This window comes from Microbacterium halimionae, assembly GCF_011761265.1.
GTDB classification, from domain to species: Bacteria; Actinomycetota; Actinomycetes; order Actinomycetales; family Microbacteriaceae; genus Microbacterium; species Microbacterium halimionae.
The window spans coordinates 609,155-632,374 of record NZ_JAAOZB010000002.1 but is presented as its reverse complement, the minus strand read 5'-3'; the positions used below and the strand labels follow the sequence as shown (position 1 = coordinate 632,374).

24 protein-coding genes and 1 tRNA gene are annotated in these 23,220 nt (G+C 61.4%); 14 read left to right on the top strand and 11 right to left on the bottom strand.

Features of this window, described 5'->3' with window-relative positions; genetic code table 11:
- Positions 1-112: 112 nt before the first annotated feature.
- The 9 genes from FHS06_RS10700 to FHS06_RS10660 all read left to right on the top strand — a co-directional run bounded on the left by FHS06_RS10700 (position 113) and on the right by FHS06_RS10660 (position 5,479).
- Complete coding sequence (locus tag FHS06_RS10700; protein WP_182486542.1) at positions 113-1,276, top strand: TadA family conjugal transfer-associated ATPase; 1,164 nt, start codon at positions 113-115, stop codon at positions 1,274-1,276.
- Entirely contained in the window at positions 1,273-2,133 is an 861-nt protein-coding gene (locus FHS06_RS10695) for a type II secretion system F family protein (RefSeq protein WP_167049145.1), read from the top strand. Before FHS06_RS10700 ends, FHS06_RS10695 begins: the two co-directional genes overlap by 4 nt.
- Complete coding sequence (locus FHS06_RS10690; RefSeq protein WP_167050288.1) at positions 2,130-3,059, top strand: type II secretion system F family protein; 930 nt, start codon at positions 2,130-2,132, stop codon at positions 3,057-3,059. The genes FHS06_RS10695 and FHS06_RS10690 overlap by 4 nt, the downstream gene beginning before the upstream one ends.
- 26 nt (positions 3,060-3,085) lie before the next feature.
- Positions 3,086-3,298 (top strand): hypothetical protein, encoded by a 213-nt coding sequence (locus tag FHS06_RS10685; protein WP_182486541.1) that lies wholly within the window; start codon positions 3,086-3,088, stop codon positions 3,296-3,298.
- Positions 3,299-3,302: 4 nt separating this feature from the next.
- Positions 3,303-3,701 carry a TadE/TadG family type IV pilus assembly protein gene (locus FHS06_RS10680; RefSeq protein WP_167049143.1) on the top strand — a complete coding sequence of 133 codons (399 nt, stop codon included), beginning with the start codon at positions 3,303-3,305 and terminating at the stop codon, positions 3,699-3,701.
- Positions 3,676-4,167 carry a TadE family protein gene (locus FHS06_RS10675; protein WP_167049141.1) on the top strand — a complete coding sequence of 164 codons (492 nt, stop codon included), beginning with the start codon at positions 3,676-3,678 and terminating at the stop codon, positions 4,165-4,167. Before FHS06_RS10680 ends, FHS06_RS10675 begins: the two co-directional genes overlap by 26 nt.
- Positions 4,149-4,589 (top strand): pilus assembly protein TadG-related protein, encoded by a 441-nt coding sequence (locus FHS06_RS10670; protein ID WP_243845438.1) that lies wholly within the window; start codon positions 4,149-4,151, stop codon positions 4,587-4,589. The genes FHS06_RS10675 and FHS06_RS10670 overlap by 19 nt, the downstream gene beginning before the upstream one ends.
- 43 nt (positions 4,590-4,632) lie before the next feature.
- A tRNA-Leu gene (locus tag FHS06_RS10665) sits at positions 4,633-4,714 on the top strand.
- 39 nt (positions 4,715-4,753) lie between these two features.
- Positions 4,754-5,479: a DedA family protein gene (locus FHS06_RS10660; protein ID WP_167049139.1), complete on the top strand. Its 726-nt coding sequence runs from the start codon at positions 4,754-4,756 to the stop codon at positions 5,477-5,479.
- 13 nt (positions 5,480-5,492) lie between these two features.
- Here the strand turns inward: FHS06_RS10660 and FHS06_RS10655 are convergent, their stop codons facing one another.
- From FHS06_RS10655 to murI, 4 genes are all read right to left on the bottom strand, one after another.
- Complete coding sequence (locus tag FHS06_RS10655) at positions 5,493-6,410, bottom strand: cation diffusion facilitator family transporter (protein WP_167049137.1); 918 nt, start codon at positions 6,408-6,410, stop codon at positions 5,493-5,495.
- A gap of 73 nt (positions 6,411-6,483) precedes the next feature.
- Positions 6,484-7,092 (bottom strand): RdgB/HAM1 family non-canonical purine NTP pyrophosphatase, encoded by a 609-nt coding sequence (rdgB, locus tag FHS06_RS10650; RefSeq protein ID WP_167049135.1) that lies wholly within the window; start codon positions 7,090-7,092, stop codon positions 6,484-6,486.
- Entirely contained in the window at positions 7,089-7,841 is a 753-nt protein-coding gene (gene rph / locus FHS06_RS10645) for a ribonuclease PH (protein WP_167049133.1), read from the bottom strand. Before rph ends, rdgB begins: the two co-directional genes overlap by 4 nt.
- A gap of 28 nt (positions 7,842-7,869) precedes the next feature.
- Positions 7,870-8,688 carry a glutamate racemase gene (gene murI / locus FHS06_RS10640; RefSeq protein WP_167049131.1) on the bottom strand — a complete coding sequence of 273 codons (819 nt, stop codon included), beginning with the start codon at positions 8,686-8,688 and terminating at the stop codon, positions 7,870-7,872.
- A 52-nt stretch (positions 8,689-8,740) separates the two neighbouring features.
- Here murI and FHS06_RS10635 point away from each other — a divergent pair, with 52 nt between their 5' ends.
- Positions 8,741-10,084 carry a nicotinate phosphoribosyltransferase gene (locus FHS06_RS10635; RefSeq protein WP_167049129.1) on the top strand — a complete coding sequence of 448 codons (1,344 nt, stop codon included), beginning with the start codon at positions 8,741-8,743 and terminating at the stop codon, positions 10,082-10,084.
- Here the strand turns inward: FHS06_RS10635 and FHS06_RS10630 are convergent.
- From FHS06_RS10630 to FHS06_RS10620, 3 genes are read right to left on the bottom strand one after another with little or no spacing between them, the layout of a single operon-like run.
- Entirely contained in the window at positions 10,070-10,336 is a 267-nt protein-coding gene (locus FHS06_RS10630) for a DUF3039 domain-containing protein (RefSeq protein WP_167049127.1), read from the bottom strand. The genes FHS06_RS10635 and FHS06_RS10630 overlap by 15 nt on opposite strands.
- A gap of 44 nt (positions 10,337-10,380) precedes the next feature.
- The gene (locus tag FHS06_RS10625) at positions 10,381-11,949 is read right to left on the bottom strand and encodes a hypothetical protein (RefSeq protein ID WP_167049125.1); all 1,569 of its coding nucleotides are present in this window, start codon (positions 11,947-11,949) and stop codon (positions 10,381-10,383) included.
- Positions 11,925-13,304, bottom strand: a complete 1,380-nt coding sequence (locus tag FHS06_RS10620) for an ATP-binding cassette domain-containing protein (protein ID WP_167049123.1) — start codon at positions 13,302-13,304, stop codon at positions 11,925-11,927. Before FHS06_RS10620 ends, FHS06_RS10625 begins: the two co-directional genes overlap by 25 nt.
- A 188-nt stretch (positions 13,305-13,492) precedes the next feature.
- Here FHS06_RS10620 and FHS06_RS10615 point away from each other — a divergent pair, with 188 nt between their 5' ends.
- Positions 13,493-14,185, top strand: coding sequence for a phosphocholine cytidylyltransferase family protein (locus FHS06_RS10615; RefSeq protein WP_167049121.1), 693 nt, complete (start codon positions 13,493-13,495; stop codon positions 14,183-14,185).
- Positions 14,186-14,236: 51 nt separating this feature from the next.
- Positions 14,237-15,148, top strand: a complete 912-nt coding sequence (locus FHS06_RS10610) for a hypothetical protein (RefSeq protein ID WP_167049119.1) — start codon at positions 14,237-14,239, stop codon at positions 15,146-15,148.
- Between the two features lie 3 nt (positions 15,149-15,151).
- Here the strand turns inward: FHS06_RS10610 and FHS06_RS10605 are convergent, their stop codons facing one another.
- Positions 15,152-16,426 (bottom strand): CDP-glycerol glycerophosphotransferase family protein, encoded by a 1,275-nt coding sequence (locus tag FHS06_RS10605; protein ID WP_167049117.1) that lies wholly within the window; start codon positions 16,424-16,426, stop codon positions 15,152-15,154.
- Positions 16,427-16,465: 39 nt separating this feature from the next.
- Here FHS06_RS10605 and FHS06_RS10600 point away from each other — a divergent pair, with 39 nt between their 5' ends.
- Positions 16,466-17,560 carry a glycosyltransferase family 2 protein gene (locus FHS06_RS10600; RefSeq protein ID WP_167049115.1) on the top strand — a complete coding sequence of 365 codons (1,095 nt, stop codon included), beginning with the start codon at positions 16,466-16,468 and terminating at the stop codon, positions 17,558-17,560.
- 5 nt (positions 17,561-17,565) lie between these two features.
- On the opposite strand, the gene FHS06_RS10595 is transcribed toward FHS06_RS10600, so the two are convergent.
- From FHS06_RS10595 to FHS06_RS10585, 3 genes are read right to left on the bottom strand one after another with little or no spacing between them, the layout of a single operon-like run.
- Complete coding sequence (locus tag FHS06_RS10595; RefSeq protein ID WP_167049113.1) at positions 17,566-19,020, bottom strand: CDP-glycerol glycerophosphotransferase family protein; 1,455 nt, start codon at positions 19,018-19,020, stop codon at positions 17,566-17,568.
- A complete protein-coding gene (locus FHS06_RS10590) occupies positions 19,017-20,288 on the bottom strand; it encodes a CDP-glycerol glycerophosphotransferase family protein (RefSeq protein WP_167049111.1) in 1,272 nt (423 codons plus the stop codon). The genes FHS06_RS10595 and FHS06_RS10590 overlap by 4 nt, the downstream gene beginning before the upstream one ends.
- Before the next feature lie 49 nt (positions 20,289-20,337).
- On the bottom strand, positions 20,338-21,912 hold the full coding sequence (locus FHS06_RS10585) for a S1C family serine protease (RefSeq protein ID WP_167049109.1): 1,575 nt from the start codon (positions 21,910-21,912) through the stop codon (positions 20,338-20,340).
- Between the two features lie 97 nt (positions 21,913-22,009).
- On the opposite strand from FHS06_RS10585, the gene FHS06_RS10580 reads away from it, so the two are divergent.
- Entirely contained in the window at positions 22,010-23,215 is a 1,206-nt protein-coding gene (locus tag FHS06_RS10580; protein WP_167049107.1) for an aminotransferase class I/II-fold pyridoxal phosphate-dependent enzyme, read from the top strand.
- Positions 23,216-23,220 lie beyond the last annotated feature (5 nt).

The following is a 23,220-nucleotide window of genomic DNA, read 5'->3' as shown; positions in this document are numbered from 1 at the left end:
CAGACTAACGCGGATCTGCGCCGGGCCCGAGCCCGCACGCACATTCGCCCGCTGATCAAAGACTGTGGATAACTTCAGCGCGTGACGGCATCCGATTGTCAGGATGCTGCGCATGTCGCCAGCTTTTTCTTTGCCAGGCCCTTCTGCCTCGGTGACCGTCGCTGAGCGCGTGCGAGATCGCTTGCGTGGCGACAGGACCGACCCGGCGCGCGATCCCGACACCGCGCGTCGGGTTGCTCACGCCGAAGTGCGACGCCACAACGATCTCGCGCTAGCCCACGGCACAGCGACAATCGATGATGAAGCGGCACTTGTGCGCGACGTACTGGCCGCCGTCTCAGGGTTTGGACCCCTGCAGCCATACCTTGATGATCCCGAGGTCGAAGAAATCTGGCTCAATCGCCCCGACCGTGTTTTTGCTGCCCGCCGGGGAGTCTCTGAGCGTCTGCCCGTGACGCTCACCGACTCAGCCGTCCATGACCTCGTCGAACGGATGCTGCACACCACCGGCAGACGCGTAGACCTCAGCCAACCGTTCGTAGACGCGTCACTCCCCGACGGCAGCCGGCTCCACGTCGTTATCCCGGACATCACGCGGCGCCACTGGGCCGTGAACATTCGGAAGTTCCTGCCCGCATATCGAGAGCTTGACGATCTGGTTAATGCGGGCTCGTTTCCCGAGCAGGTGTCTTCCCTCCTTGAAACCGCGATGCTCAAGGGGAAAAGTGTGATCGTCTCGGGCGCCACGCACTCCGGAAAGACCACTCTGCTCGGAGCCCTCATCGCAGCGTGTGCAACGTCGCAACGCATCGTGACGGTTGAGGAGACATTCGAGCTCGCAATCGATGCGCCAGACCTTGTCTCGTTGCAGGGTCGGCAACCGAGCTTGGAAGGCACGGGAGAAGTCGCTCTCCGAAGGCTCGTGAAAGAGGCGCTCCGCATGCGCCCCGACCGCATTGTCGTCGGCGAAGTCCGTGACGCAGAAGCGCTCGATCTCGTACTCGCGCTCAATACAGGTGTGCCCGGAGCTGCGACCGTGCACGCGAACTCACCACGCGACGCACTACGAAAGCTCACTGCACTCCCCTTGCTTGCCGGACGCAACATCGATGCCGGGTTTGTCATGCCTGCCGTTGCGTCCAGCGTCGATGTCGTCGTTCATTGCGAGCGGCGCTCCAGCGGCGAGCGCTGCGTCAGCGAGATCGTTGCCCCGACAGGGCATATTGTCGCCGGTGAAATCGAGGCGCGGACGCTTTATCGAAAGCCAGCGGCATGACAGCGTTGTTGGGAGCGGTGTTGGCCGCCGGCATCCTGCTCGCGCTCTCGCCGTGGGTGTGGCCCGCGCGCGAAGCTCCATCTGCCGAGCGCGCACGAGAGTCGCGAGCAAGCCGACTTCTCGACGAAGCGGGCTTCGCCCACGCCGATCAGCGGGCATTGTTCGTCGCGTCTGCGGCTACTGGCATCCTCGCCTCGGCAGCGGCTTGGTTGATAATTCCGGTTGCTGTCGTGTCACTTCTTGCCGGCATTGCCGGGGTTTTCGCGCCCGCCGCGTGGCTGCGCACCCGCCGCGAAAAGCGCATACGTGCGCGTCGCAGCATGTGGCCCGATGTTTGCGACCTTCTCATCGCATCGGTGCGGTCAGGTATGTCCCTCCCCGCCGCCGTCGGAGCTCTATCGCTTTCAGCGCCTGATGTTTTGCGCCCAGCGTTCGGAGCATTTGAAAACGATATGGATACATCGGGCCACTTCGATACGAGCATTCTCCGCATGAAGGCGACGCTTGCCGACCCCGCAGCCGACCGCATTATCGAGACTCTTCGCATGGCACGGCAGGTGGGCGGAACCGAACTCGTTCCGGTCCTCCGCTCACTCAGTAGTTCTGTTCGCGCCGATGCTGCCCTTCGCGCAGAAGTGGAGGCCCGACAGTCCTGGACGCGCGGCGCTGCTGTGCTTGGTGTTGTGGCGCCGTGGGTAGTTCTCACCCTGTTGGCGTTTCGCCCAGAAGCGGCGAGCGCGTACTCGAGCCCTCAAGGCATCGGACTCATAGTCATCGGCGCTGTCGTGTCAGTGATCGCGTTCCGCCTGATGTTGCGGATCGGACGCCTCCCAGATGATCGGCGGTGGCTCGCATGATGCCACTCACCGCCACGAGCCTCGCGCTGTCAGTGATTCTCGGAGCAGCTTTCGGGGCGGGTGTCTGCTGCGTCGTAGCCGCATCGCCGCGGTGGGGTGCTCCCAGTCTTAGTCGTCGTATTGCGCCCTATATCCGGGATGTCGCTGATCCCCTAGGGCTAACTCCCCTCGCATCGCGCCCCACCTCATTGGCAGGTGCATGGCAGGGGGCACGCAGTCGACTCGATGTACTGATCGGCGGGTCGAGCAACATCACCAGAAGGCTCCGAAGTGCAGGTTGGCACATCGACGTTCCGACCTATCGCGTCCGCCAGCTCTCAGCGGTACTCGCCGGGTGCACTGTTGGCGCTCTGGCCATCGTTGCGCTCTCTCTGATGGGGCAGTTCAACCTAGCCACACTAGCGCTCCCAGCATTCGGCGGTGCTGGAGGAGTTTTCATCAGCGACATACTTCTCTCGCGAGCCGCAAAAGCACGCACCGCTCGCATCGGGTCAGAACTCCCCACAGTGCTGGAGTTTCTCGCGCTGTGCGTTTCAGCCGGTGAGGGTCTCTTCGATTCACTCAAACGTGTCGGCAATACCGGTGCTGGCGAACTTGCCACCGAGATTGAAACCGCAACCCTTGCCGTCGGCACAGGGTCCTCGCTCGCTGACTCACTGACTGAACTCGCACGGCGAGCAAATCATCCCGCCCTCGGGCGCAGCATCGATCACATCGTCTCGGCCATTGATCGCGGGGCGCCGCTCGCACACGTCCTTCAATCTCAAGCGAACGATGCACGTGAGCAAGCGAAGCGCAGCCTCATCGAGCAAGCCGGACGCAAGGAAATTGGAATGCTCATTCCGCTCGTGTTCCTCATCCTGCCGCTCAGTGTGCTCTTCGCTGTCTTTCCCGGGATCGTCATCCTTCGTTTGGGTCTCTCCTGACCGCGCAAGACCGAAAGGAATCGCTCATGCTCCACCTTGTAACGTCCACTTCACACCGCATCGCTGTGCGCCTTCGCTCATCGTGGGGAGACACCGCCAGAGATGAACGTGGCGATGTGCCTGGCTGGGTGCTCATCACGCTGATGACGGCAGGGCTCGTGGTCGTCATCTGGGCACTCGCAGGACCCGCGCTTTCCCAGCTCTTCGAACAAGCCATCTCTCGCGTCTCAGGTATTTGACGCCATGTCGTCGACGGGTGGTCTGATCGCTGACGAGGACGGCTCGGCACCGGTCGAGTTTGTGCTCGTGGGCATCATGCTTACCGTGCTTACGCTCGGTGTGATGCAATTTGGAGTCGCCGTATATGTGCGAAATGTTGTTCACGACGCGGCAATCGATGGCGCGTATCACGCGGCCCTAGCAGACACGACACTTGCTGAGGGAGCGGAGAGAACCCGCGACATCGTGAGCCGTACAGTCGGAGCCGAGTACGCCGATGATGTCACCGTTGGTGAGGATGTCTCGTTGGGGTATCCGACGGTGGTCATCTCGGTTCGCACCACCATGCCGCTCATCGGTCTCCTCGGCGTTCCTGGCACGTGGGAGGTGAGCGGACATGCACCGATCGAAACCTTTGAATGATCGACGTCTACGCACTTTTGTTCCATTGACGAGCGATGATTCCGGTTCGGCGTCTGTGGAGTACCTCGTCGTCGGAATGCTGCTGCTTGTGCCGCTCGTCTACCTGATAGTTGCTCTCGGCACGATTCAGTCACACGCCATGGGAACAGCAGCCGCGGCGCGATACGTAGCGCGCACCATCGCGACAGCTGAATCTGAAGCGACCGCGAGTGCAGCGACCGAACGCACGCTCCAGGCACTCGCCGACGAATATTCGATAAACCCGACACGCCTTGAAGTTCGAGTGGAGTGCACGCCGAGTGGCGCGACATGTCCTACGGCCGGAGCCACAATCACCGTCACTGTCACCGCGGGTGCAGCGCTTCCCCTCATTCCACCAATATTCGGTTTGGACCGCGCCGCCTCTGTGCCCGTCGAAGCAACATCAACACAGAAAGTTTCACGATTTTGGACCGCAGACTCGTAGAACGAATCGCTGTCCACGAGCGCAGCGACGAGGGCAGCATCCTGCCGCTTGCCCTCGGGTATGCAGCGATTGCCCTGCTGCTGATCTATGTCTGCGTCTGCGCGACAAGCTTGTACCTCGGCCAAAAGGAGCTGGATGCTGCAGCCGACGCAGCCGCGCTGGCCGGGTCCGACGGGTTTTCGCTCACGCTGACCGAGCGCGGCCCGACACCCCAGCTCAACAGCGCATCTGTGCGCGACCAGGCGCTCGCACTCGTCGAGATATCTGCAATACCCGCGCGCGTTGACGAAGCATTCACGCCTGACGGGGTGTCAGCACGCGTCTCACTCTCGACGACCTGGCATCCACCGTTTCTTGCGCCTTTTGTCCCCGAGGGGATTCCTCTCGCCGCCACGGCGACGAGTCGCACCGCACTTCGGTGAGGGATGAAAACGTCCACCCGTCATCGGTAGACTGTGACCACTCGCGGGAGTGGTGAAATTGGCAGACACGCAGGATTTAGGATCCTGTGCCTCCGGGCGTGTGGGTTCAAGTCCCACCTTCCGCACGGGTCGTGCGTTTTTGCGCGCCACCTTTTACCGCCGCAATGACGGGAACCAGCGTGCATTCACTCGGCCTCATACCTTGGCTCGACCCTCAGACAATCATTGAGGGGGCTGGCCCCTGGGCGCTTTTCATTGTCTGTTTCATCATCTTCGCCGAGACTGGCCTTTTGATCGGTTTCCTTCTCCCCGGCGACACTTTGCTTGTTATCGCTGGGCTCCTGTCACACTCGAGCCCAGTTGCGCCGAACGGTGTTTTTGGGCTCAACGTGTGGGTGGTTGCCCTATTGATCGCACTTTCGGCCTTCGTGGGCGGCGAGGTCGGCTATTTCATCGGACATAAGGGCGGACCCGCTATCTTCGAGCGGAAAGATTCCGGGCTCTTCAGCAGAGCCAATGTCGACCGCACAAATGCGTTCTTTGAGCGATTCGGTGGCCTCACCGTCATCCTTGCGCGGTTCGTCCCGATCGTCCGCACGTTCGCCCCAGTAGCAGCCGGTGTCGGTCATATGCCGTGGCGTAAGTACAGTCTCTACAACCTCATCGGCGCGCTTCTGTGGGGCTTCGGCCTCACAATGCTCGGCTATGCGATTGGATACGTACCCTGGATTCGCGACATCGTCACGGAGTACATCGATCTGATTCTGCTCGCCGTCGTCCTCGGTACAGTCCTTGTCACGCTCGTGCACTACTTCCGCGAACGCTCCAAGGCGAAGAAAGAATCAGCGGCTGCAACGCCAGAAGTACCAGACCTCAGCGAAGGCAACTAGCGATCCCGAGCGCTCAGCCGTGAGTTTCGCGCTCCACGTGCTCTGCCGTTTCGAATTGAAACGTCGAGTGTTCGACGTCGAAGTGGGTAGCGAGACACGTCTGCAGTTGCTGCAACAGCTCGGGTGAACGACCTTCAGCCAACACACTGCCGTCGACGACGACGTGAGCGGTGAAGACGGGAGCACCCCGCGTCAGAGCCCACACATGAACATCGTGAACCGCGCGCACTCCGTCAGTACTCAAAATGTGCTCGCGAATTTCCGCTACGTGGGTTCCGACCGGAACGCGTTCAGCGAGCACGACCACGACTTCTCGTAGAAGCCCGATAGCTCGCGGCACGATCATCCCCGCAATCGCAAGCGAGGCCACAGCATCCGCTGCGACCCAGCCCGTCGTCAGCACGACTACGGCCGCGACGATCACGGCGACCGATCCGAGCAGGTCGCCCAGAACTTCGAGATACGCGCCACGCACGTTGATGCTCTCGCGCTGAGCAGAACTCAGCAGCCACATGGCAGTCGCGTTCGCGATGAGGCCCACGGCGGCGGTGACGAGCATGATGCCGCCGGCCACCTCATAGTCGCCCGGATCGATCAGTCGCAACACAGCCTCGATGCCGACCCACAGCGCGATACCAATCAAAATCACACCGTTGATCAGCGCACCAAACACCTCAGCGCGTTGATAGCCAAACGTGCTGCGATCATCCGCCGGCCGCGCCGCCACCGCGGTAGCGATGAGCGCGATGATGAGCGCCGCAGCATCCGTGAACATATGGGCTGCGTCTGCCAGCAGCGCCAGCGAGCCCGAGAGCCATGCGCCGATGATCTGTACGACCATGACAACGGATGTGATGGCAAGAGAGATCGCCAAAAGACGGCGATTGCGAGCTCCGCGAATCCCCGTCGGTGAGTGCGAGTGATCGTGCATCTCTTTCACACTAGAGCCGCAGGCATGCACCGAGAACTGATTTGCTCTAGTCGGGAATGATGCCGATTCTCATCTACAGGGCTGACAGCAACGGCACAAGGCTCTCAAATGCGCGCGCACGATGGGATGCCGCGTTCTTCTCCGCCGCGCTCCACTCAGCGACGGTTCGCTCGGAGCCGGCCTGACCGTCCGGAATGAAGATGGGGTCGTACCCGAAACCACCCTCACCGTGCGCGGCGACAGCCAAGCGTCCGGGCCAGATGCCCTCGACAACGTGCTCGGTGCCGCTGGGATGAACCAGCGCGATGGTGCATGCGAACTGCGCGACTCGACGCGGATCGGAAATGTCCGAAAGCTGATCGAGTAACAGTCGAAGATTGGCCGCGGCATCTTTCGCGTGTCCGGCCCAGTACGCCGAAAACGCGCCGGGCGCACCTCCCAGCGCGTCGACGCAAATACCCGAGTCATCAGCGAGCGACGGAAGCCCGGTATGAGCGGAAGCTGCCCGCGCTTTGATCAGCGCATTCTCGCGAAAACTGACACCGTCTTCGACGGGCTCTGGGCCGTCGTATCCCACGACCTCAAGATCGGGTCTCGTAGCCGAAATGATCGCCTGAAACTCCGTGATCTTGTGGGTGTTGTGAGTTGCGAGAACGACGCGCTGACGCGAAGCACCTGTCACGCCGAAGCCTCATCGCCTTCAGCCAGCGCAGCGATCTGAAAATCGCGAAGGTCAGCGCACCCTGCGACCCCAAGCTCGAGCAAGGCATCGAGTTCACGCTTGTCGAAGGGCGCGCCTTCAGCTGTGCCCTGCACCTCCACGAACAAGCCGCGGCCGGTGACCACGATGTTCATGTCGGTTTCGGCACGCACGTCTTCGACGTAAGCGAGGTCGAGCATCGGCTCACCGTCGATGATTCCCACCGACACCGCAGCCACAGAGTCGATGAGCACCTGAGACTTCTGCCCGATGAACTTCTTGCGGCGTCCCCACTCGATCGCGTCCGCCAAAGCGACGTAGGCGCCTGTGATCGCAGCTGTGCGTGTGCCACCGTCAGCCTGCAAAACGTCGCAGTCGATCACGATCGTGTTCTCACCCAGCGCCTTCGTGTCAACGACAGCACGAAGTGACCGCCCGATGAGACGAGAAATCTCGTGTGTGCGACCACCGATCTTGCCCTTGACGCTTTCGCGATCGTTCCGGCTGTTGGTCGCGCGCGGCAGCATCGCGTATTCGGCGGTGACCCACCCTTTGCCCTTGCCCGTCAGCCACCGTGGTACGCCATTTGTAAATGATGCCGTGCAGAGCACCCGGGTGTTCCCGAAACTCACAAGAGCAGAGCCTTCTGCCTGGTTATTCCAGCCGCGCTCGATCGTCACGGTACGCAAGTCGTCGATGTTGCGGCCGTCGGCGCGCGTGATTTCAGTCATAGAACTCTCCTCGAACGGATGCCGGCGCTCAGCGCGGCAGATCAATGGCCCCGGTTTGCACGAGGCGCACATCGCGCACTTCGCGTCCCATGAGCCGATGGGCAAGCTGCACGAAGTCGTCGGCCGATGAGCCTGTTGCTTCGTAAGTGTGGTGCGACTGCGCGTCAAGACCAGCAAGAAGATCGCGTCCGACCAGCTGACGGTAGACGTCCTTTGCGGTCTCCGAATCGCTCGAGACGAGACTCACATCAGGTCCCATCACGTAGCTGATCGCACCCTCGAGGAACGGATAGTGTGTGCACCCCAGCACAAGCGTGTCAACGCCCGCGTGCCGAAGCGGCGCAAGGTACTCCTCAGCTACCGCCAGCACCTCGGGCGAGTCGGTAATACCGGCTTCGACAAACTCCACGAAACGCGGGCAGGCTTCAGCGAATACCGTCAGATTCTCATTGACCTCAAGCATGTCTTGATACGCACGTGATCCGATGGTTCCGGATGTACCGATGACGCCGATTCGACCGTTGCGCGTCGTTGACATCGCCGTGCGAACTGCCGGTCCGATAACTTCCACGACGGGCACGTCGTAGCGCTCACGCGCATCGCGCAGCATTGCGGCCGACGCAGTGTTGCAGGCGATGACGAGCATCTTCACGCCCTGCTCAACAAGATCGTCGAGCACTTCGAGCGAGTACCGGCGCACATCGGCGATCGGTTTCGGGCCATAGGGAGAGCGCGCAGTGTCACCGATGTAGACAATCGACTCCCGCGGCAGTAACTGCGAAACCGCACGTGCCACAGTGAGACCGCCCACACCGGAGTCGAAGATTCCGATGGGTGCGTCGTTCACGATGACTCAGCCTACGCGGTTTCGCTGCGAGTTCCGCGCGTAGGCTGGCGCAATGACACGCAGCTCAGCCCTGCTAACCGATCGCTACGAACTCACAATGCTCACTGCGGCTCTCCGTGACGGGACTGCTCACCGCCGGTGCGTCTTCGAACTCTTTGCTCGCAGGCTCCCTGGCGCGCGTCGTTTCGGCGTCGTCGCCGGTACCGGGCGCCTTCTGTCGCTGCTTCGTGAGTTTCGTTTCGGAGACGACGAACTCAGGTTTCTGCGTGACGCTCGTGTCGTAGACGAACCCACCCTCAAATATCTCGCCGACTACCGTTTCACCGGAAATATCGTCGGGTATCGCGAAGGTGAACTCTATTTTCCAGGTTCGCCGGTTCTCACCATCGAAGGCACCTTCGCGGAGGCGGTTATTCTCGAGACGCTCGCGTTGAGTGTGTTGAATCACGACTCAGCAGTCGCGACTGCGGCTGCTCGTATGAGCATCGCTGCTGGGGATCGGCCGCTCGCTGAGATGGGTTCTCGTCGCACGGGCGAGGAATCGGCGGTCGCTGCGGCCCGTGCCTGTTACATCACCGGTTTCGACGCAACGAGCAATCTCGAAGCAGGGCGGCGATTCGGCATCCCCACGATGGGAACCGCGGCACACGCATGGACGCTGTTGCACGAACACGAATCAGATGCGTTCCGCGCGCAAATTGATGCGCTCGGCACCGACACGACTCTCCTCATCGACACCTACGACATTACGCGTGGTGTGCGAACAGCGATTGATGTCGCGGGCACCGAGCTTGGAGGGGTACGCATCGACTCAGGCGACCTCCCCCTCGTTGCCGCGCAAGTTCGCGCGCAGCTCGACAGTCTCGGCGCGTCACGCACAAAGATCACTGTGACGAGTGACCTCGATGAACACGCGATCGCGGCTCTCGCGGCATCCCCTGTGGATTCGTACGGTGTCGGCACTTCTGTCGTTACCGGAGCGGGCTCCCCCACGGCCGGAATGGTCTTCAAAATCGTCGCCCGGGAATCGACTGACGGGTCATGGGTGCCCGTCGCGAAAAAATCAGCAGCCAAAGCAACAACCGGGGGTCGCAAGACCGCGTTTCGCACTCGTACCGATTCAATAGCGACCAGCGAACTCATCGCGATCTCGCCACGATTTGACTCCCTGACGGATGCCTCATCCACCTACGACGCACGCGCCCTTCAAGTGAGCCTCGTCTCTGCTGGCGAGATCCATTCGGAGTACGAGGGCATCGAAGCCGTCGCCGACGCGCGAATGCACCACAAATCGGCGCGAGCTGAACTCCCAGTATCAGCACTAGCCCTCAGCCGGTCAGACCCGGCCCTGGAAACCGTCTACGTCACCCTCGACGAGACTTTAGGACATGAGTGATTCGTAAATCTCTTTACACGAGGGACACACCGGAAATTTCTCCGGGTCCCGGCCGGGCGTCCATTTTTTTCCACACAAGGCTCGCACGGGTTTACCGCTGAGAGCGGACTCCAGAATCTTCTCTTTCTTGACGTAGTGAGAGAAGCGTTCGTGGTCGCCCGGTTCAACGTTCTCTTCTTGGACAAGGTCCTCGAGGTCGCGATCGAGAGTGGCAATGCCCCCATCATCGGGGCGATCAAGCGGCGTGCTCATGGTGAGTCAGTCTATCGGCGAGTTGCTAGTGCCGGGCGTTTTCATCATCCTGCCTGCGCAAATTCCATAATCGATTCGCCGCGACGATTAAAAACCGCCCCGCCCACTGCGATGCCGATACTGAGGACCGCAACTCCGATACCAAGACCGCCCCAGAGCGCAGGTTCGGCGTAACCGACATCTTTCGTGAGCGCTAACCACGCCCACCAGAGTGCGGGAATACTAAACGCCAAAGCGCCGAGCATCACAAACGCTTGGCCGAGAACCCCGGTTCCGCCCGTGCGCTGTGGCTGTTGGAACGGGCTGTCGCCAGGTCGAGAAACCGCATACGGGGTAAGCGCAGACGAAATGCTGGAGAGCCCCAGTCCGCTGAAGAAAAGACAGGCGCAGACACCGACCATGCCAGGCAGGAGTGCCCATCTGCCATGGAGGGAAATCGCCAGCGGAATACCAATCGCCAAAGTGGGCACGGCCACCAAAATGATGGGTACAAGTCTGCCTATGCGATCGGCGACGCCCCGCATCCCGCTCACTACATGCAGCCACACCGCTGTGGAGTCGTACGCGAGGTCGTTGTGAGGCAGCCATCCGAAAAAGAGCGCCACAATAGGAACCGGCACGAGCGCAACCAGCGCTGGCGGAACCCCGGCAATAGTCAACGGCACAGTAGTCAGTAACGCCGCAAATGGAACGATGAGCACATTCACGGCGTAGCGGCGGTCACGTGCCCAATAAATGATGCTGCGCGCCGCCACAGCGCCTGCGGCGTTTCCGGGCGCGACCGCAAACCAACCAAGGCCACCGCGTTCGCGCACGGCAACCGGCCGCTCGGCGGTCGTCAGAAGTCGCTGCACAAGCCACGACCAGAGCAACCCCAAAACAAGAATTGTGGCAACGGCGATGAGTGCGCTTGCGCCCGCATTCATTTCGGACGAGACGACAGCTGCGGGCAGTGCCCAGGCAGCGCCTAACGGAGTGAGAGCCAATACGTTGGCCGCTTCTGCAAGCTGGGTCGGTACTGTCCCCCGCCATTCGAGAGACGCGAAGAAGACGCCCACAGGCACAACGACGACCAAAATCCCGACCAGAAAAACGCCGCTCAGCTCGCGAGATCGACGCTCGCGCAAAAAGAGCGCTGCCGCCGCCAGCCCCACACGTGCGAGCAGCACGCAGGTCACGACGCTGATCACTGCGGAGACAACCGAGATGGCCACGGGTGCGCCTTGCGCGCCCCACATCACAGCCGCGCAGCAGGCGAGAGCAACAAGCGCCATCATCGGAACACTCACGAGGCTTGCTAGTGCGACCGCTGCAGCGAGCGGGCCAGGGGCGATTCCAAATAGCGCAAAGCGACGGGGATCAAGCGGGTCGGCCGAGCCCGCGATGAGTGGCGCGACTGCGAATCCGGTGGTGACCGCGGCACCGGCAAAGACGGTGACGACCATCGCTGTCGTATTCGCCGCGGATTCGAGGCTCAGCAGCGCCCATCCGGCCGCTACAACCGCCGCAGCAGCGGCCACAAGGCCCACGAGAACCCGGATAACGTGATCGGGCTCTCCGCGTAGGCCACCGAGCAGGAGGTCGAACCTCAGCCGGAGAACGTGTGCAACCACTCCAGGCCCTCCAGGTCGCTTGAGCCACCGGCAAGCTCGAGGAAGCGCTCCTCAAGAGTCGACTCACCTCGTACTTCATCGATGGTTCCCTCGGCAAGCACGCGACCAGAGACAAGCACCGCAACTCGCGAACACACACGCTCGACCAGGTCCATCCCGTGGCTCGAAAGAATCACGGTGCCGCCGTGTTCTACGTACGTGCTGAGAATCTCAAGAATGACAGCGCTCGACACGGGGTCGACCGATTCGAACGGTTCATCGAGAATCAGCAGGCGCGGAGAGTGAATCATCGCGCCAGCGAGCATCACTTTTTTGGTCATGCCTGCTGAGTAGTCGGAGACGGGTCGGGCCAGAGCCTCGGAGAGGTCGAAGGCACGCGCCAGGTCGACTGTGCGCTTCTCAACGACGGCCGGTGAAAGCCCGCGGAGCACGCCGCAGTAATAGAGAAGTTGGCGGCCTGTGAGCCGATCGAAGGTGCGCAGCCGATCGGGTAGCACCCCAATCATCCGCTTCGCATCGCGAGTATGTTTGCGGGCATCGACACCGCACACTTCGACCGAACCGCTGTCGGCACCGAGAAGGCCCGAAATGATCGACAGGGTCGTTGTCTTTCCAGCTCCATTGGGACCCACAAGCCCATAGAAGCTGCCGGCAGGAACAGTGAGATTCACATCGTCCGCGGCACGTGTTGCGCCGAACACTTTGGTCACGCCACGCACAACAAGCGCGTCAACAGGCTGAGACGTCTCTGCGAGCGGATCAGAGACGTAGCCCACCACCGCAGTGAGATCATCGTCATCGGCATTGGCGACGGCGTCGTCTACAGCGTCGACTACCGCATCCGCCTCAACTGCGGATGTTTCTGCTTCTGCTTCTGCTTCTGCTTCTGCTTCTGCTTCTGCCTGGTCTACGACAGGCTCTAGCTCTGTCTCTATATCCGGCGCTGTGTCGACAGCGCCGTTGGAAGCGTCATCGAGATTCGGCTCGACTACTTGCTGATGGTCGGCCGTCGGAAGCGGCGGCCGCGGTGGGACAACCACGTCGGCGAACTCTTCTCCGAATTGCACCGGAAGTGCGGACTTCGGCGGACCTGTCAGTGAACTGGATGCCGAAGTCTCACCGGACTGAGAAGTCGCTTTGGAGGCGGAGCTCGGTTTGCGCGGTGTGCTCGGCTTGCGCGCTGTCGTCGACTTTCGAGGAGCGGCAGGTTTGCGTGGAGTCGAAGCCTTGCGCGGAGCGCGCGGTTTTCGCGGCGCTACGGGCTTTTTTTCACCTTCGCTCGATTCACGTCCATCGTCACTTTCACCCGGGACGTTTCCGGCAGAATCGGGGCTATCAGTCGACGAAGGTGTCACGTATCTAACGTATCAAGCGCTTTCGACATCGCAGCGCGACTGCGTGAGAGATGAGAGTTTTGTCACGAAACGGCAACGGGAGGGCAAGAGCCAGTTTGCACTCAGCCTCCATCGGTACCATAAGCGGAACACGACGTGGTGGCCCTTCCATGAACCCATGGTGAATTCACACACTCCAGGAGCTAAACGTGACTCTTCAGACCGTCATCCTTGCGGCCGGTATGGGCTCGCGCCTGGGACGCAGCCTTCCGAAACCACTGACTGCGCTTTCCGATGGACGCAGCATCATGCAGCAACAGCACGACAACATCCGTGCAGCCTTCGGCAGCGACGCACGAGTGACGACCGTGGTGGGCTATCGCGCAGAAACAATCGTTGAAGCCTTCCCGGACGCGTCTTACGTCTACAACGACCGCTACGACCAGACCAACACGTCCAAAAGCCTTCTGCGCGCCTTGTCCGCGACGGGTAAGGCTGGGGTTCTCTGGATGAACGGTGATGTGGTTTTCGATCCCCGCATTCTTGGTCGTGCAATTGAACTCATCGAGCGCGAACAGTCTTTCGTCACTGTGAACACGGCGAAGGTCAGCGACGAAGAAGTGAAGTACACAACTGACGCTCACGGTTTCATTTCCGGGCTGTCAAAAACTGTGTCTTCCGGAATCGGCGAAGCCGTCGGGATCAACTACATCTCACGCGCTGATAAGAAAGCCTTCATGCACCAGCTCACGCGGGTCGATGATCAGGACTACTTCGAGCGCGGGCTTGAGCTCGCAATAGCGGAGAACGGCATGCGCCTCGAACCCCTCGACATCTCAGATCTCTACGCGGTTGAAGTTGATTTCGCTGAAGATCTTGAGCGAGCGAACCTCTACGTCTGAGCCGTCAATCCCCTCGTAATCCACAGGAGCGCCTCCTAAGATCAGTCCACGATGGCTGAAAAGGTGCAACAAATCCACTCCCTCTCCGGTGATTCCCCGTGGGCGGGTGGCATCCCACCCGCCGGCTCTGCAGAGCATCCGATGACTATTCGTGCGTTGGATCGCGTGATGGCGATTCAACGACCCGTCGTACTCGCACATCTTCGAAGTGTGCGATTGCGGCATCCACACGCATCTCCTCAAGAGATCGTCAGCATGCTCGAACGCCGTTTTCTCGCGGCAGTCACCACGAGTGGCGCAGCTGTCGGCGCAACAGCGGTGGTTCCCGGCATCGGTACCGGAATCACCCTGGCCCTCAGCGGCGTTGAAACGGTCGGTTTCCTCGAAGCGTGCGCACTTTTTGCGCAGTCGCTCGCTGAAGTCCACGGAATCCCTGTCGAGAACCCAGACCGCGCGCGGGCGCTCGTTCTCACGCTGATGCTCGGGCAAGAAGGTATCGACCTCGTTGCGCAACTTACGAAGCAAGCAGCAGGAAAAGGACCTACCCGCGACCGGTATTGGGGTGAACTCATCACGAAGACTCTCCCCCGTGCGGCGGTCGGACCGATGGTCGACCGGCTAAAAACAAGTTTCGTGCGCCAGTTCGCTACCCGCGGTAGCGCCTCGTGGATCGGAAAAGCACTACCGTTCGGGATCGGGGCCGCCATCGGCGGAGTGGGAAATCATGTGCTCGGACGTCGAGTGATGGTTACCTCCCGCCGCGCCTTCGGCCCGGCACCGATGGCCCTCCCCGCAGAGCTTGAACCACAAGCGGGGAAACTTCGCCTTGAGCGCGCCGCAGGTGCAGCTGTCGTTCGCGCAACGACTGCTATCGGGCAGGCGGTGAGCACGGCGGGCAAGCGAACCGGGTCCGTACTTCATCCTCGTCGCGCGAACAAGGCGCGCAAAGAAATCGAAGAGTAGACCTCAGTCGTCTAGCTCCGCGGAATCCTCATCAAACGGATCGTCCTCGCCCTCCGGCGAAGCCCCCGCCCATCGCTGAGCTTCATTCATGAGGTGTTCAATCGCGGCATGGAATCGTGCTGTCGCTGAACCGGGCATGGTGTCGCCGAAGTAGTGGTGGACCCAGTGGTCGAGACGTTCCGTCGCGCCGGGATCTGCGAGGATTCGATCTGTCTCGGCAACGATGTTGCCAGCCTCAGCGGAATCAAGCCATTCGCAGTCGGAAAGATAGCCGTGCTCATCAATGGCTGCGGCAGGATCATCAGGGCGGGTGATCATCAACGCCTTCCCCGCTGCAAGCCTGTCGTAAACCATCGCTGAGATGTCGACAACCGCCACGTCCGCGGCCGCCAACTGCCAACCAAGCTCGGGGCCATCGTCGTAAAAATGATGAGCAGTCGGGTCTTTGGCGTTGGCTGCAGCAATCATCGCCACGATTCGCCGATGGGCAGAACCGTATTCGTGATCAACCACTCCAGAACGCGGATGCGGGCGGTAGATCACGCGATGCTGACCCGTGCGTAAGAGAGCTCCGACAAGGGCTTCGCCATGGGTTACCAGCGAACCGTAGTGCGCCGAAGGCCGGTCTCCCTCCCAGGTGGGCGCGTAAAGGATCACGCGGCGCTCGTCGGGCGCGTACGGAAGCTTTCCGGAATAGTGATCGGCCTGGGGACGACCGATCTCTATCGTTCGAGCGGCGATGTCGTAGTTCCAGAGCACTCGCTTCAGGCGCTCTCGAGCGGCGTCTCCCGCGACGAATGCGTAGTCGTACGCCTTGAACTGGTTCGTCGTCATGTACATCTTGTCGGACTCACCGTGGTTGATGAAGACATGCCAACGGTGGCCGTAGCGGAACATCTGGAAGTTCCGTGTGTTCTGGTTCACATACAAAACGACTCGGATATTCTGCCTTGCGATTGCAGATTCAAGGCTGCGTACCGAGGGCACGAACGCAACCGGCAGCCCACTTTCACGCACGAGTGCGCGCGCTCCGGAGGCTACTCGGCTGAGGATCACAACGGGGCGAGTCTTAGCGAGCTCCTGAAGTGGCCGATACCACTGCCGCATTTGGTACATGTTGACGACGCCGTCCGCGAAGTAGACCGCAACCTCGAATTGCCCAGCCGGATGGGGTCCGCGGGCGTTGTCGGAGCGTCTCACTTCGCGGGCCGCCGAGCGGTTCTCAAGAGCTCTACCCACCAGGGCCACCGTCTTGCGAATATCGGAGGCCAGTTGCATCCCATCAGTTTACGTCGATGACCGTGGGATGATCGACGGATGCATGCCGACGAGTCAGCACCCCGAGAGGCACCAGTTCCCGCCGAGGGCGCGGGAGTCTCTTTTGTGATGCCAGTGCTGAACGAGGTTGCGTACCTAGAGCGCGCCGTCGAGACCGTGCTCGCCCAAGAAGTGCCCGGACCCACCGAGCTGGTTTTGGCGCTGGGTCCGTCAACAGATGGCACGACACAACTCGCGGAGCAACTGGCAGCCCAAGACGAGCGGATTCGATTGGTCGCGAATCCCGAGGCGGATATTCCGCGTGGCCTCAACCTTGCGATCGCAGCCAGCACGTTGCCCACCATCGTGCGCGTTGACGCACACTCAGAGCTCTCGCCTGGTTACACCCAACGTGCCCTCGCCACGCTCGCCCGCGTCGGCGCGGCAAACGTCGGCGGGGTGATGCGTGCCGACGGTCGCTCTCCTTTCCAACGAGCTGTTGCCCGGGCATACAACTCACCAATAGGTCTCGGTGGTGGCGCCTACCACGGCGGCACCCGCGAGGGCGATGCTGAGTCCGCTTATCTCGGCGTGATGCGCCGAGCTGTGATCACAGAAGTCGGCGGCTTCGATGAGTCCATTCGCCGTGGCGAAGATTGGGAGCTGAACCTGCGGATCCGCAATGCTGGATACCGCGTCTGGTTTGACCCCGCGCTTTCAGTAACGTACTGGCCACGGGAGAGTTGGGTGCGCCTCGCCCAGCAGTTCCGGGCAACCGGAGCATGGCGTGGTGAGCTGGTCCGTCGCTTTGGGAGGCGCAACTCGCTACGCTTCTTTGCTCCACCCGTTCTCGTTGGATTCGTCGTGCTCGCTCCACTTCTCGCGATCTTGCAAGGAGCGCAACTGGTGACAGGTTGGATTTCGATTTTCGCGTCAGTTGTTTACGTGCCCGTCGCACTGTACGCCGTCGCCATCGTTGCCACAGCTCTTGGTCGAGGTGGCGGAAAAGGATGGCGAGACAAAATATGGACGGTTGCGGTGTTGCCGACAATGCACTTGTCATGGGGCTGGGGCTTTGTACAGGGCGCATTGGCCGGGGCGGGCGACACTGTCGACACTTCCCGGCTGAGTGATCGCAATACCCCGCTTCCGTAGCGCGGCTACCGCGTCACGAATCCCTGGTCCAAGATGCGGGCAACAACGCGCTCGGCAGCGTGGCCGTCATCGCGACCGTTGAAGCGCGCACGCCATGCGGTGTACTGACGTGCGTAGTCCGACGGCTTCGACGTGGCAATCGCACGAACGAGTTGCTCCTGTGTCTGCACGAGTGGTCCCGGAGCATGCTCGACAAGGTCAAAGTAAAAGCCTCGCAGCTCGCCTCGATAGTGCTCAAGATCTGGCACGAGAAAGTACATTGGCTTGCCTGTAACGCTGAAGTCGAACATGACCGATGAGTAGTCAGTGATCAGCGCATCAGCTGCGAGCAACAGCTGAGCTGTATCGGGAAACCCGGTGACATCAACAACGCGCGCGCCGCGGGCATCGGAACCGGGGTGCAGTGTCCTCGAATGACCGCGCACAAGAACCACGGCATCCGTCGCTATTGCAAGTTTCTCAGCGTCGACAAAATCAACGATCTCCTCGCGATCGTCTCGCCATGTCGGAGCGTAAAGCAGAACTCGTTCATGCGGTTCAATGGCCAAAAGCGCTCGAACGTCGCGGCCGTCGCCTACTGTCAGCACGTCGTTGCGCGGGTAGCCTTCGATCCACATCGGCCGGCGAAGAAACGCGTATGCCTTACGCAGGATGCGACCAGCCGCAGGGCTCTGAGCGAGGAGGACATCCCATCGACGAGACTCGCGGACAACGGCGAGCGCTCGTCGCACGTCGAAGCCGGGACGATGCAACGCCAGACGTTTCAGAGGTGTTCCGTGCCAGGTCTGCAGCACGTGCTGACCTTTTCTGCGTGCAAACCGCCTGCGCAACCAATCGTTGACAACCAGAAGTCGAGATGTTGCGCGAGCATGCCACCATTCCGGGCTGCCCTCGACTACCGCAATAGCTCCGTCGGGCACACGAACCGACAGATCAACGACGCTCCAGTAGCGAGCAACACCCGGCGCGACACGAGCCAGCTCCGCATCAATTGCGAGCGGGTTACAGCTCGCATTTCGTCCGTAGAAACTCTCAAAAAATACCGCGTTCTCGAGCTCCCCACCGCCCGCCGCGTAACGCCGTTCAAGAGCGGCCTGCCCCTCAGGTGACGCGTAAGCGGGGTCGAGCGGCGGTGCGATAGTCACGCGGTCATTCTTGAGTGACGCTCTCACTTCACCGACGACAGCGTTTTCGATTTGTGCCGTGGGGCCATCAAAATGCACCTCGTCGCTTGATGTCGTGATCTCAAGTCGATACTCGCCCGAGGGCAGCGGCAGCTCGGGCCCACCCCATCGCGCAGCACGGAGGGGAACGATCGCCTTCCAGGTCTTTCCACGACCCGTAATCGAGCCGTGCGTTTGGGCGCGACTACCGATCAGCGATACAGCTGCGGGTCTGGCTCCGCTGCCAGACAACACGAGAGAAGCAGCCGGCTCTTCCGTGAAATGTGCGTGAGTCACGCTCTTCCTTTCGGTGCACCAACGCCACCGTGCCCGCCAGCCCGCGCGGAGATTGCGCGGTACACACGCTCAGTATTCTTTCCGTCACGATATGCGTGAAATCGCTTACTGAGTGCAAGGGCTTGCGCGTGGCGGCGAGCTGCCTCGGCGCCGTCGTTGAAAATCTCCTGCACGTCGTCGAGCACGGCGCGCCAGTCGGTAACCCACCCATCGGGGTCGGCAACATCGCTGTACGTGCCGTAAAAACCACGGCGAGATTCGTACTCCTCCAGATCCGGTGCGAAGTACACGACGGGTAGTGGAACGAGTGATGAGTCGAAAACGAGGGAAGAGTAGTCGCTCACAAGCAGATCGAATCCCGAAAGCAGCGGCGTCACGTTGAGGACGACATCGCTGCCGAGCGCTTTCACCCGCGTAGTGGAATCCGGCGGCACATAAGCGCCCGCTCCTAACGGGTGCGAGCGAACAAACAGCACGGCATCCTGCGTATTCAAAACCGCCACAATCTCTTGCCACTCCGCCGCCGTGGGCACCGCCGGGTCTGGCTCGCCGTCACGCCACGTCGGCGCGTAAAGCACGAACCGGGCCGCAGCATCCACGCCGGTCAATGCGGAGATTTCGGCGCGCGCTCGCGCACGGCGAGCGACCGCGGTATCACGTGAAAGCACGTCAACGCGCGGCTCGCCGGTGACAGGAACGGCGGCGTCAGCGAGGCCGAAGGCCGACTGCAGTCGACCACGAACGAGATGCGACGCCGCGGGAAGAAGGTGAATACGACGCGTCGCACTCAGATACATGAAACGCAGCAGCCTTCTCACAGCTCTGGAACCAGGAAGGATGCCGCTTCGCAGAGTCTCGGGGGAGTCAACGCCGATGCGCTTCAGCGGAATACCGTGCCAGAGCTGCACGAGAAAGCTCCCGGACACCGCGTAGCGGTTTACATCCCCGAAGCCATGCGTGACGACGACGACCCCCGCACGCGCGGTTGACCATAGCCCGCGCAGCGAATGCTTATGCGCGAAGCGGATGCCGCGCCTCGCTGCATCCGCTGCTTCTTGTTGAGACGAGATCAGCCACAGCGGATCTTCTCCGCGCTCGTGCGCATACTCCCAAAGCTCGAGCGCGCCATCACCGATGCCGACGCCGCACCCCATGACCCACATGTCGGCTTTGCGAGGGACCAGAGACGTCAGCACACGTCCTGCCGCATATAGCGGGATGCGCAGAATCTTTGCTGCATTGCCCGCCCCAAACGAAAAGGACGCCACCTCGCGAGCCTATCGCGAGGTGGCGTCCTTGGAGGCACGCGGCCGGTGGCTATTCCAGAGCGCCGAGCGTGACGTCAAGCGTCTGCGTGTTTCCGTTTCGAACAATGGTGACGGTGGCATCGCTTCCTGCCGCTGCCGCCCTCACCTGTGCGGTGAGATCGACCGAGTCCGACACCGGTACACCGTTGAACGATGTCACGACGTCTCCGGCCTGAAGCCCGCCTGCCGCGGCTGCTCCTGCGTCAGTAACCTCCGAGATGTATGCGCCCTCAGTCGTCGCACCCTCAACCGACGATGCGTCCTGTACGAGAGCGCCCAGCAGTCCGTGCGTCGCCGTGCCGTTTTCGATCAGCTCGTTCGCGACGCGCTCGGCCACGTTCGATGGAATGGCAAAGCCCACCCCGATGTTGCCTGATTGGCCGTCGCTCGTCGAACCCGAGGAAGCAATAGCCACGTTGATTCCGATCAACTTTCCGTCACTGTCAACGAGTGCACCTCCGGAGTTACCCGGGTTGATGGCAGCGTCAGTTTGAATGACAGCGATTTTGATTGTTGATGTCGTCGTATTCGACCCCTGCGATTCGCCCTGGCCGAAGTCGAACTGGAACGGGCTCTGGCCCTCTTCTTGCTGCGGGCTCTGATCCGGTCCGGACGAGTCCGAGTTGTCTTCGGGTGCAGCGGAAGATGCAATTTCGATGGAGCGATTGAGAGCGCTCACGATTCCCGTCGTCACGGTGTTCGACAGCCCAAGCGGCGCACCGACAGCGATTGCGGTTTCACCGACGTTGAGATCGCTCGAGTCGGCGAAGTCGATCGGGGTAAGACCCGTCGCGTTGTCGAGCTTGATCACAGCGAGGTCATACGTGGGGTCGATTCCAACGACTGTGGCACTGTAGACCGATCCGTCGGACGTCGTGACAGACAATGTCGGGTCCGCCGTTGCACCGTCAAGTGTGACGACGTGCGTGTTGGTCAGAATGTAGCCGTCATCAGAGAGGACGACACCCGATCCAGTTCCGCCGCTGCTTCCCGATGACGCCGAGATTGTCACGACACTCGGCAGCACCTTCGTCGCCACGGCTGTCGCTGTGTTGACGTTGTCAGCATCGTTCACCGTCACAACGGAAGGCGACGACGACGCCCCCGACGCTGTGGTTCCCCACAAGCTCATTCCGGCGTAGGTACCGCCGAGCCCCGCGGCGCCGCCAACAAGGGCTGCAGCAACGAGGAGTCCGACAACCTTGCCTGCGCCAGATTTCTTCTTCGGCGCGGGCTGACGGATTCCTTGATTCATGGGAAGCGTCGGCTGCGACTGCGCAGCTTGCCCGAACGATGCGCCCGGAGTGGGATAGGGCACCCCGGCGTATGCCGGTAGCGCTGGTTGCTTCGCGGCCTGGCCAGATCCCGCGGTGTTCGCCGGGAGCGGGGGTCGCGGAGGCACCGGCGTCGATGCTGGGCTAGCACTCGGCGTAGGGGTGTTACCCGTCGGCGTAGCTGAAGTTGCCGGGGCGGCAAGCGTCGCCTGCGCTGACTGATTCGCGGGCGTCGCACCGTCGGTGGTCGACGCGTCCTGGGCGGATGCTGCAGGTGTCTGCTCTGGGCTGATGCCCTCGTTATCGCTCATAGGTGCTCCTTCTGACAAGCGCTCTCAGCCTGTCGCCCAAGACTGTGTGTTTCTTATGACCCGAATGGGATACGCCTATGCGACTAGCGTGTAGTCGATGCGAGAGATTCCTGGCGCGTGGCGCCGCACTGCTGCCGGCGCGGGGCTCCTATCCCCCACTGGCTCACCCATACCTACCATCTTCGCCGAGATGACGGCCCTGGCGGCGGAGACGGGCGCAATTAATCTCGGCCAAGGCTTTCCCGATGAGGATGGCCCGGCCGCTGTATTGGAACGCGCACGTGAGGCCATCTCCGAGGGGGCTAATCAGTACCCTCCGGGCCGAGGTATCGACGATCTGCGACTTGCCATCAGCGAACACCAGGCGCGCTTCTACAACATCCCCGTCGATCCCGACCGGAATGTGCTCGTGACCGCCGGCGCGACTGAAGCGTTGGCCGCAACATTATTGGCGCTCATTCACGGCCCCGACGACGAGGTCGTCGTCTTTGAGCCGTTTTATGATTCATACGCCGCGTGCATCGCGCTGAGCGGCGCGAAGCTTGTGGGTGTGCCGTTACGGTGGCCGAATTTTCAACCCGATCTCGATGAACTCCGCCGGGCAGTCACTGCCCGCACACGAATCATCCTCGTGAACGACCCGCACAACCCAACAGGTGCGGTCTTCATACCCGAAGTTCGCGACGAGATTGTTCGTCTGGCCAACCGGCACGATGCGGTCATCGTCACCGACGAGGTTTACGAGCACCTTGTTTTCGACGGTGAACTTCACAGCCCTATCGCTGCGCGTGAAGATGCAGCGCTTCGCACGCTCACGATTTCATCGGCAGGGAAGACGTTCGCAACGACCGGATGGAAAATTGGATGGGTCACGGGGCCCGCCGAACTGGTCGACGCCGTCATGGCGGTCAAACAATTCTTGACCTACGCGAACGGCGCACCGTTTCAGCCAGCAATCGCGACGGGACTCCGACTGCCGCAGACATATTTCGATGGCTTGGCTGCGACTCTCGCCGCCAAGCGCGATTTGCTCGTTGCCGGGCTCACTGCGGCGGGTTTCGACGTTTCAGTGCCGTCAGGCACCTACTTCACAGTGGCAGATGCGCGCCCGCTAGGCGCCACGGATGCCGCAGAGTTCTGCCGTGAGCTCGCCCGCACGGCAGGAGTTGCTGCCATCCCCATCACGGCTTTCACCACTCCGAAACGCCGTCACGAGTACGCGACTTTCTTAAGGTTCGCTGCGTGCAAACGTCGCGATGTTTTAGCCGAAGCCGCGTCACGACTCGTGGGAGCAGGCCGCTGAGGCTT

Bases quoted from the DNA above. Each gene is read 5' to 3' on its own strand.
- FHS06_RS10580 (WP_167049107.1), top strand. From the start codon at position 22,010: ATGCGAGAGATTCCTGGCGCGTGGCGCCGCACTGCTGCCGGCGCGGGG.
- FHS06_RS10700 (WP_182486542.1), top strand. From the start codon at position 113: ATGTCGCCAGCTTTTTCTTTGCCAGGCCCTTCTGCCTCGGTGACCGTC.
- FHS06_RS10655 (WP_167049137.1), bottom strand. From the start codon at position 6,410: ATGCACGATCACTCGCACTCACCGACGGGGATTCGCGGAGCTCGCAAT.
- FHS06_RS10675 (WP_167049141.1), top strand. From the start codon at position 3,676: ATGCACCGATCGAAACCTTTGAATGATCGACGTCTACGCACTTTTGTT.
- FHS06_RS10600 (WP_167049115.1), top strand. From the start codon at position 16,466: ATGCATGCCGACGAGTCAGCACCCCGAGAGGCACCAGTTCCCGCCGAG.
- FHS06_RS10680 (WP_167049143.1), top strand. From the start codon at position 3,303: ATGTCGTCGACGGGTGGTCTGATCGCTGACGAGGACGGCTCGGCACCG.
- FHS06_RS10635 (WP_167049129.1), top strand. From the start codon at position 8,741: ATGACACGCAGCTCAGCCCTGCTAACCGATCGCTACGAACTCACAATG.
- FHS06_RS10605 (WP_167049117.1), bottom strand. From the start codon at position 16,426: ATGCAACTGGCCTCCGATATTCGCAAGACGGTGGCCCTGGTGGGTAGA.
- rph (WP_167049133.1), bottom strand. From the start codon at position 7,841: ATGACTGAAATCACGCGCGCCGACGGCCGCAACATCGACGACTTGCGT.
- FHS06_RS10695 (WP_167049145.1), top strand. From the start codon at position 1,273: ATGACAGCGTTGTTGGGAGCGGTGTTGGCCGCCGGCATCCTGCTCGCG.
- FHS06_RS10630 (WP_167049127.1), bottom strand. From the start codon at position 10,336: ATGAGCACGCCGCTTGATCGCCCCGATGATGGGGGCATTGCCACTCTC.
- FHS06_RS10585 (WP_167049109.1), bottom strand. From the start codon at position 21,912: ATGAGCGATAACGAGGGCATCAGCCCAGAGCAGACACCTGCAGCATCC.
- FHS06_RS10690 (WP_167050288.1), top strand. From the start codon at position 2,130: ATGATGCCACTCACCGCCACGAGCCTCGCGCTGTCAGTGATTCTCGGA.
- FHS06_RS10685 (WP_182486541.1), top strand. From the start codon at position 3,086: ATGCTCCACCTTGTAACGTCCACTTCACACCGCATCGCTGTGCGCCTT.
- FHS06_RS10610 (WP_167049119.1), top strand. From the start codon at position 14,237: ATGGCTGAAAAGGTGCAACAAATCCACTCCCTCTCCGGTGATTCCCCG.
- FHS06_RS10660 (WP_167049139.1), top strand. From the start codon at position 4,754: ATGACGGGAACCAGCGTGCATTCACTCGGCCTCATACCTTGGCTCGAC.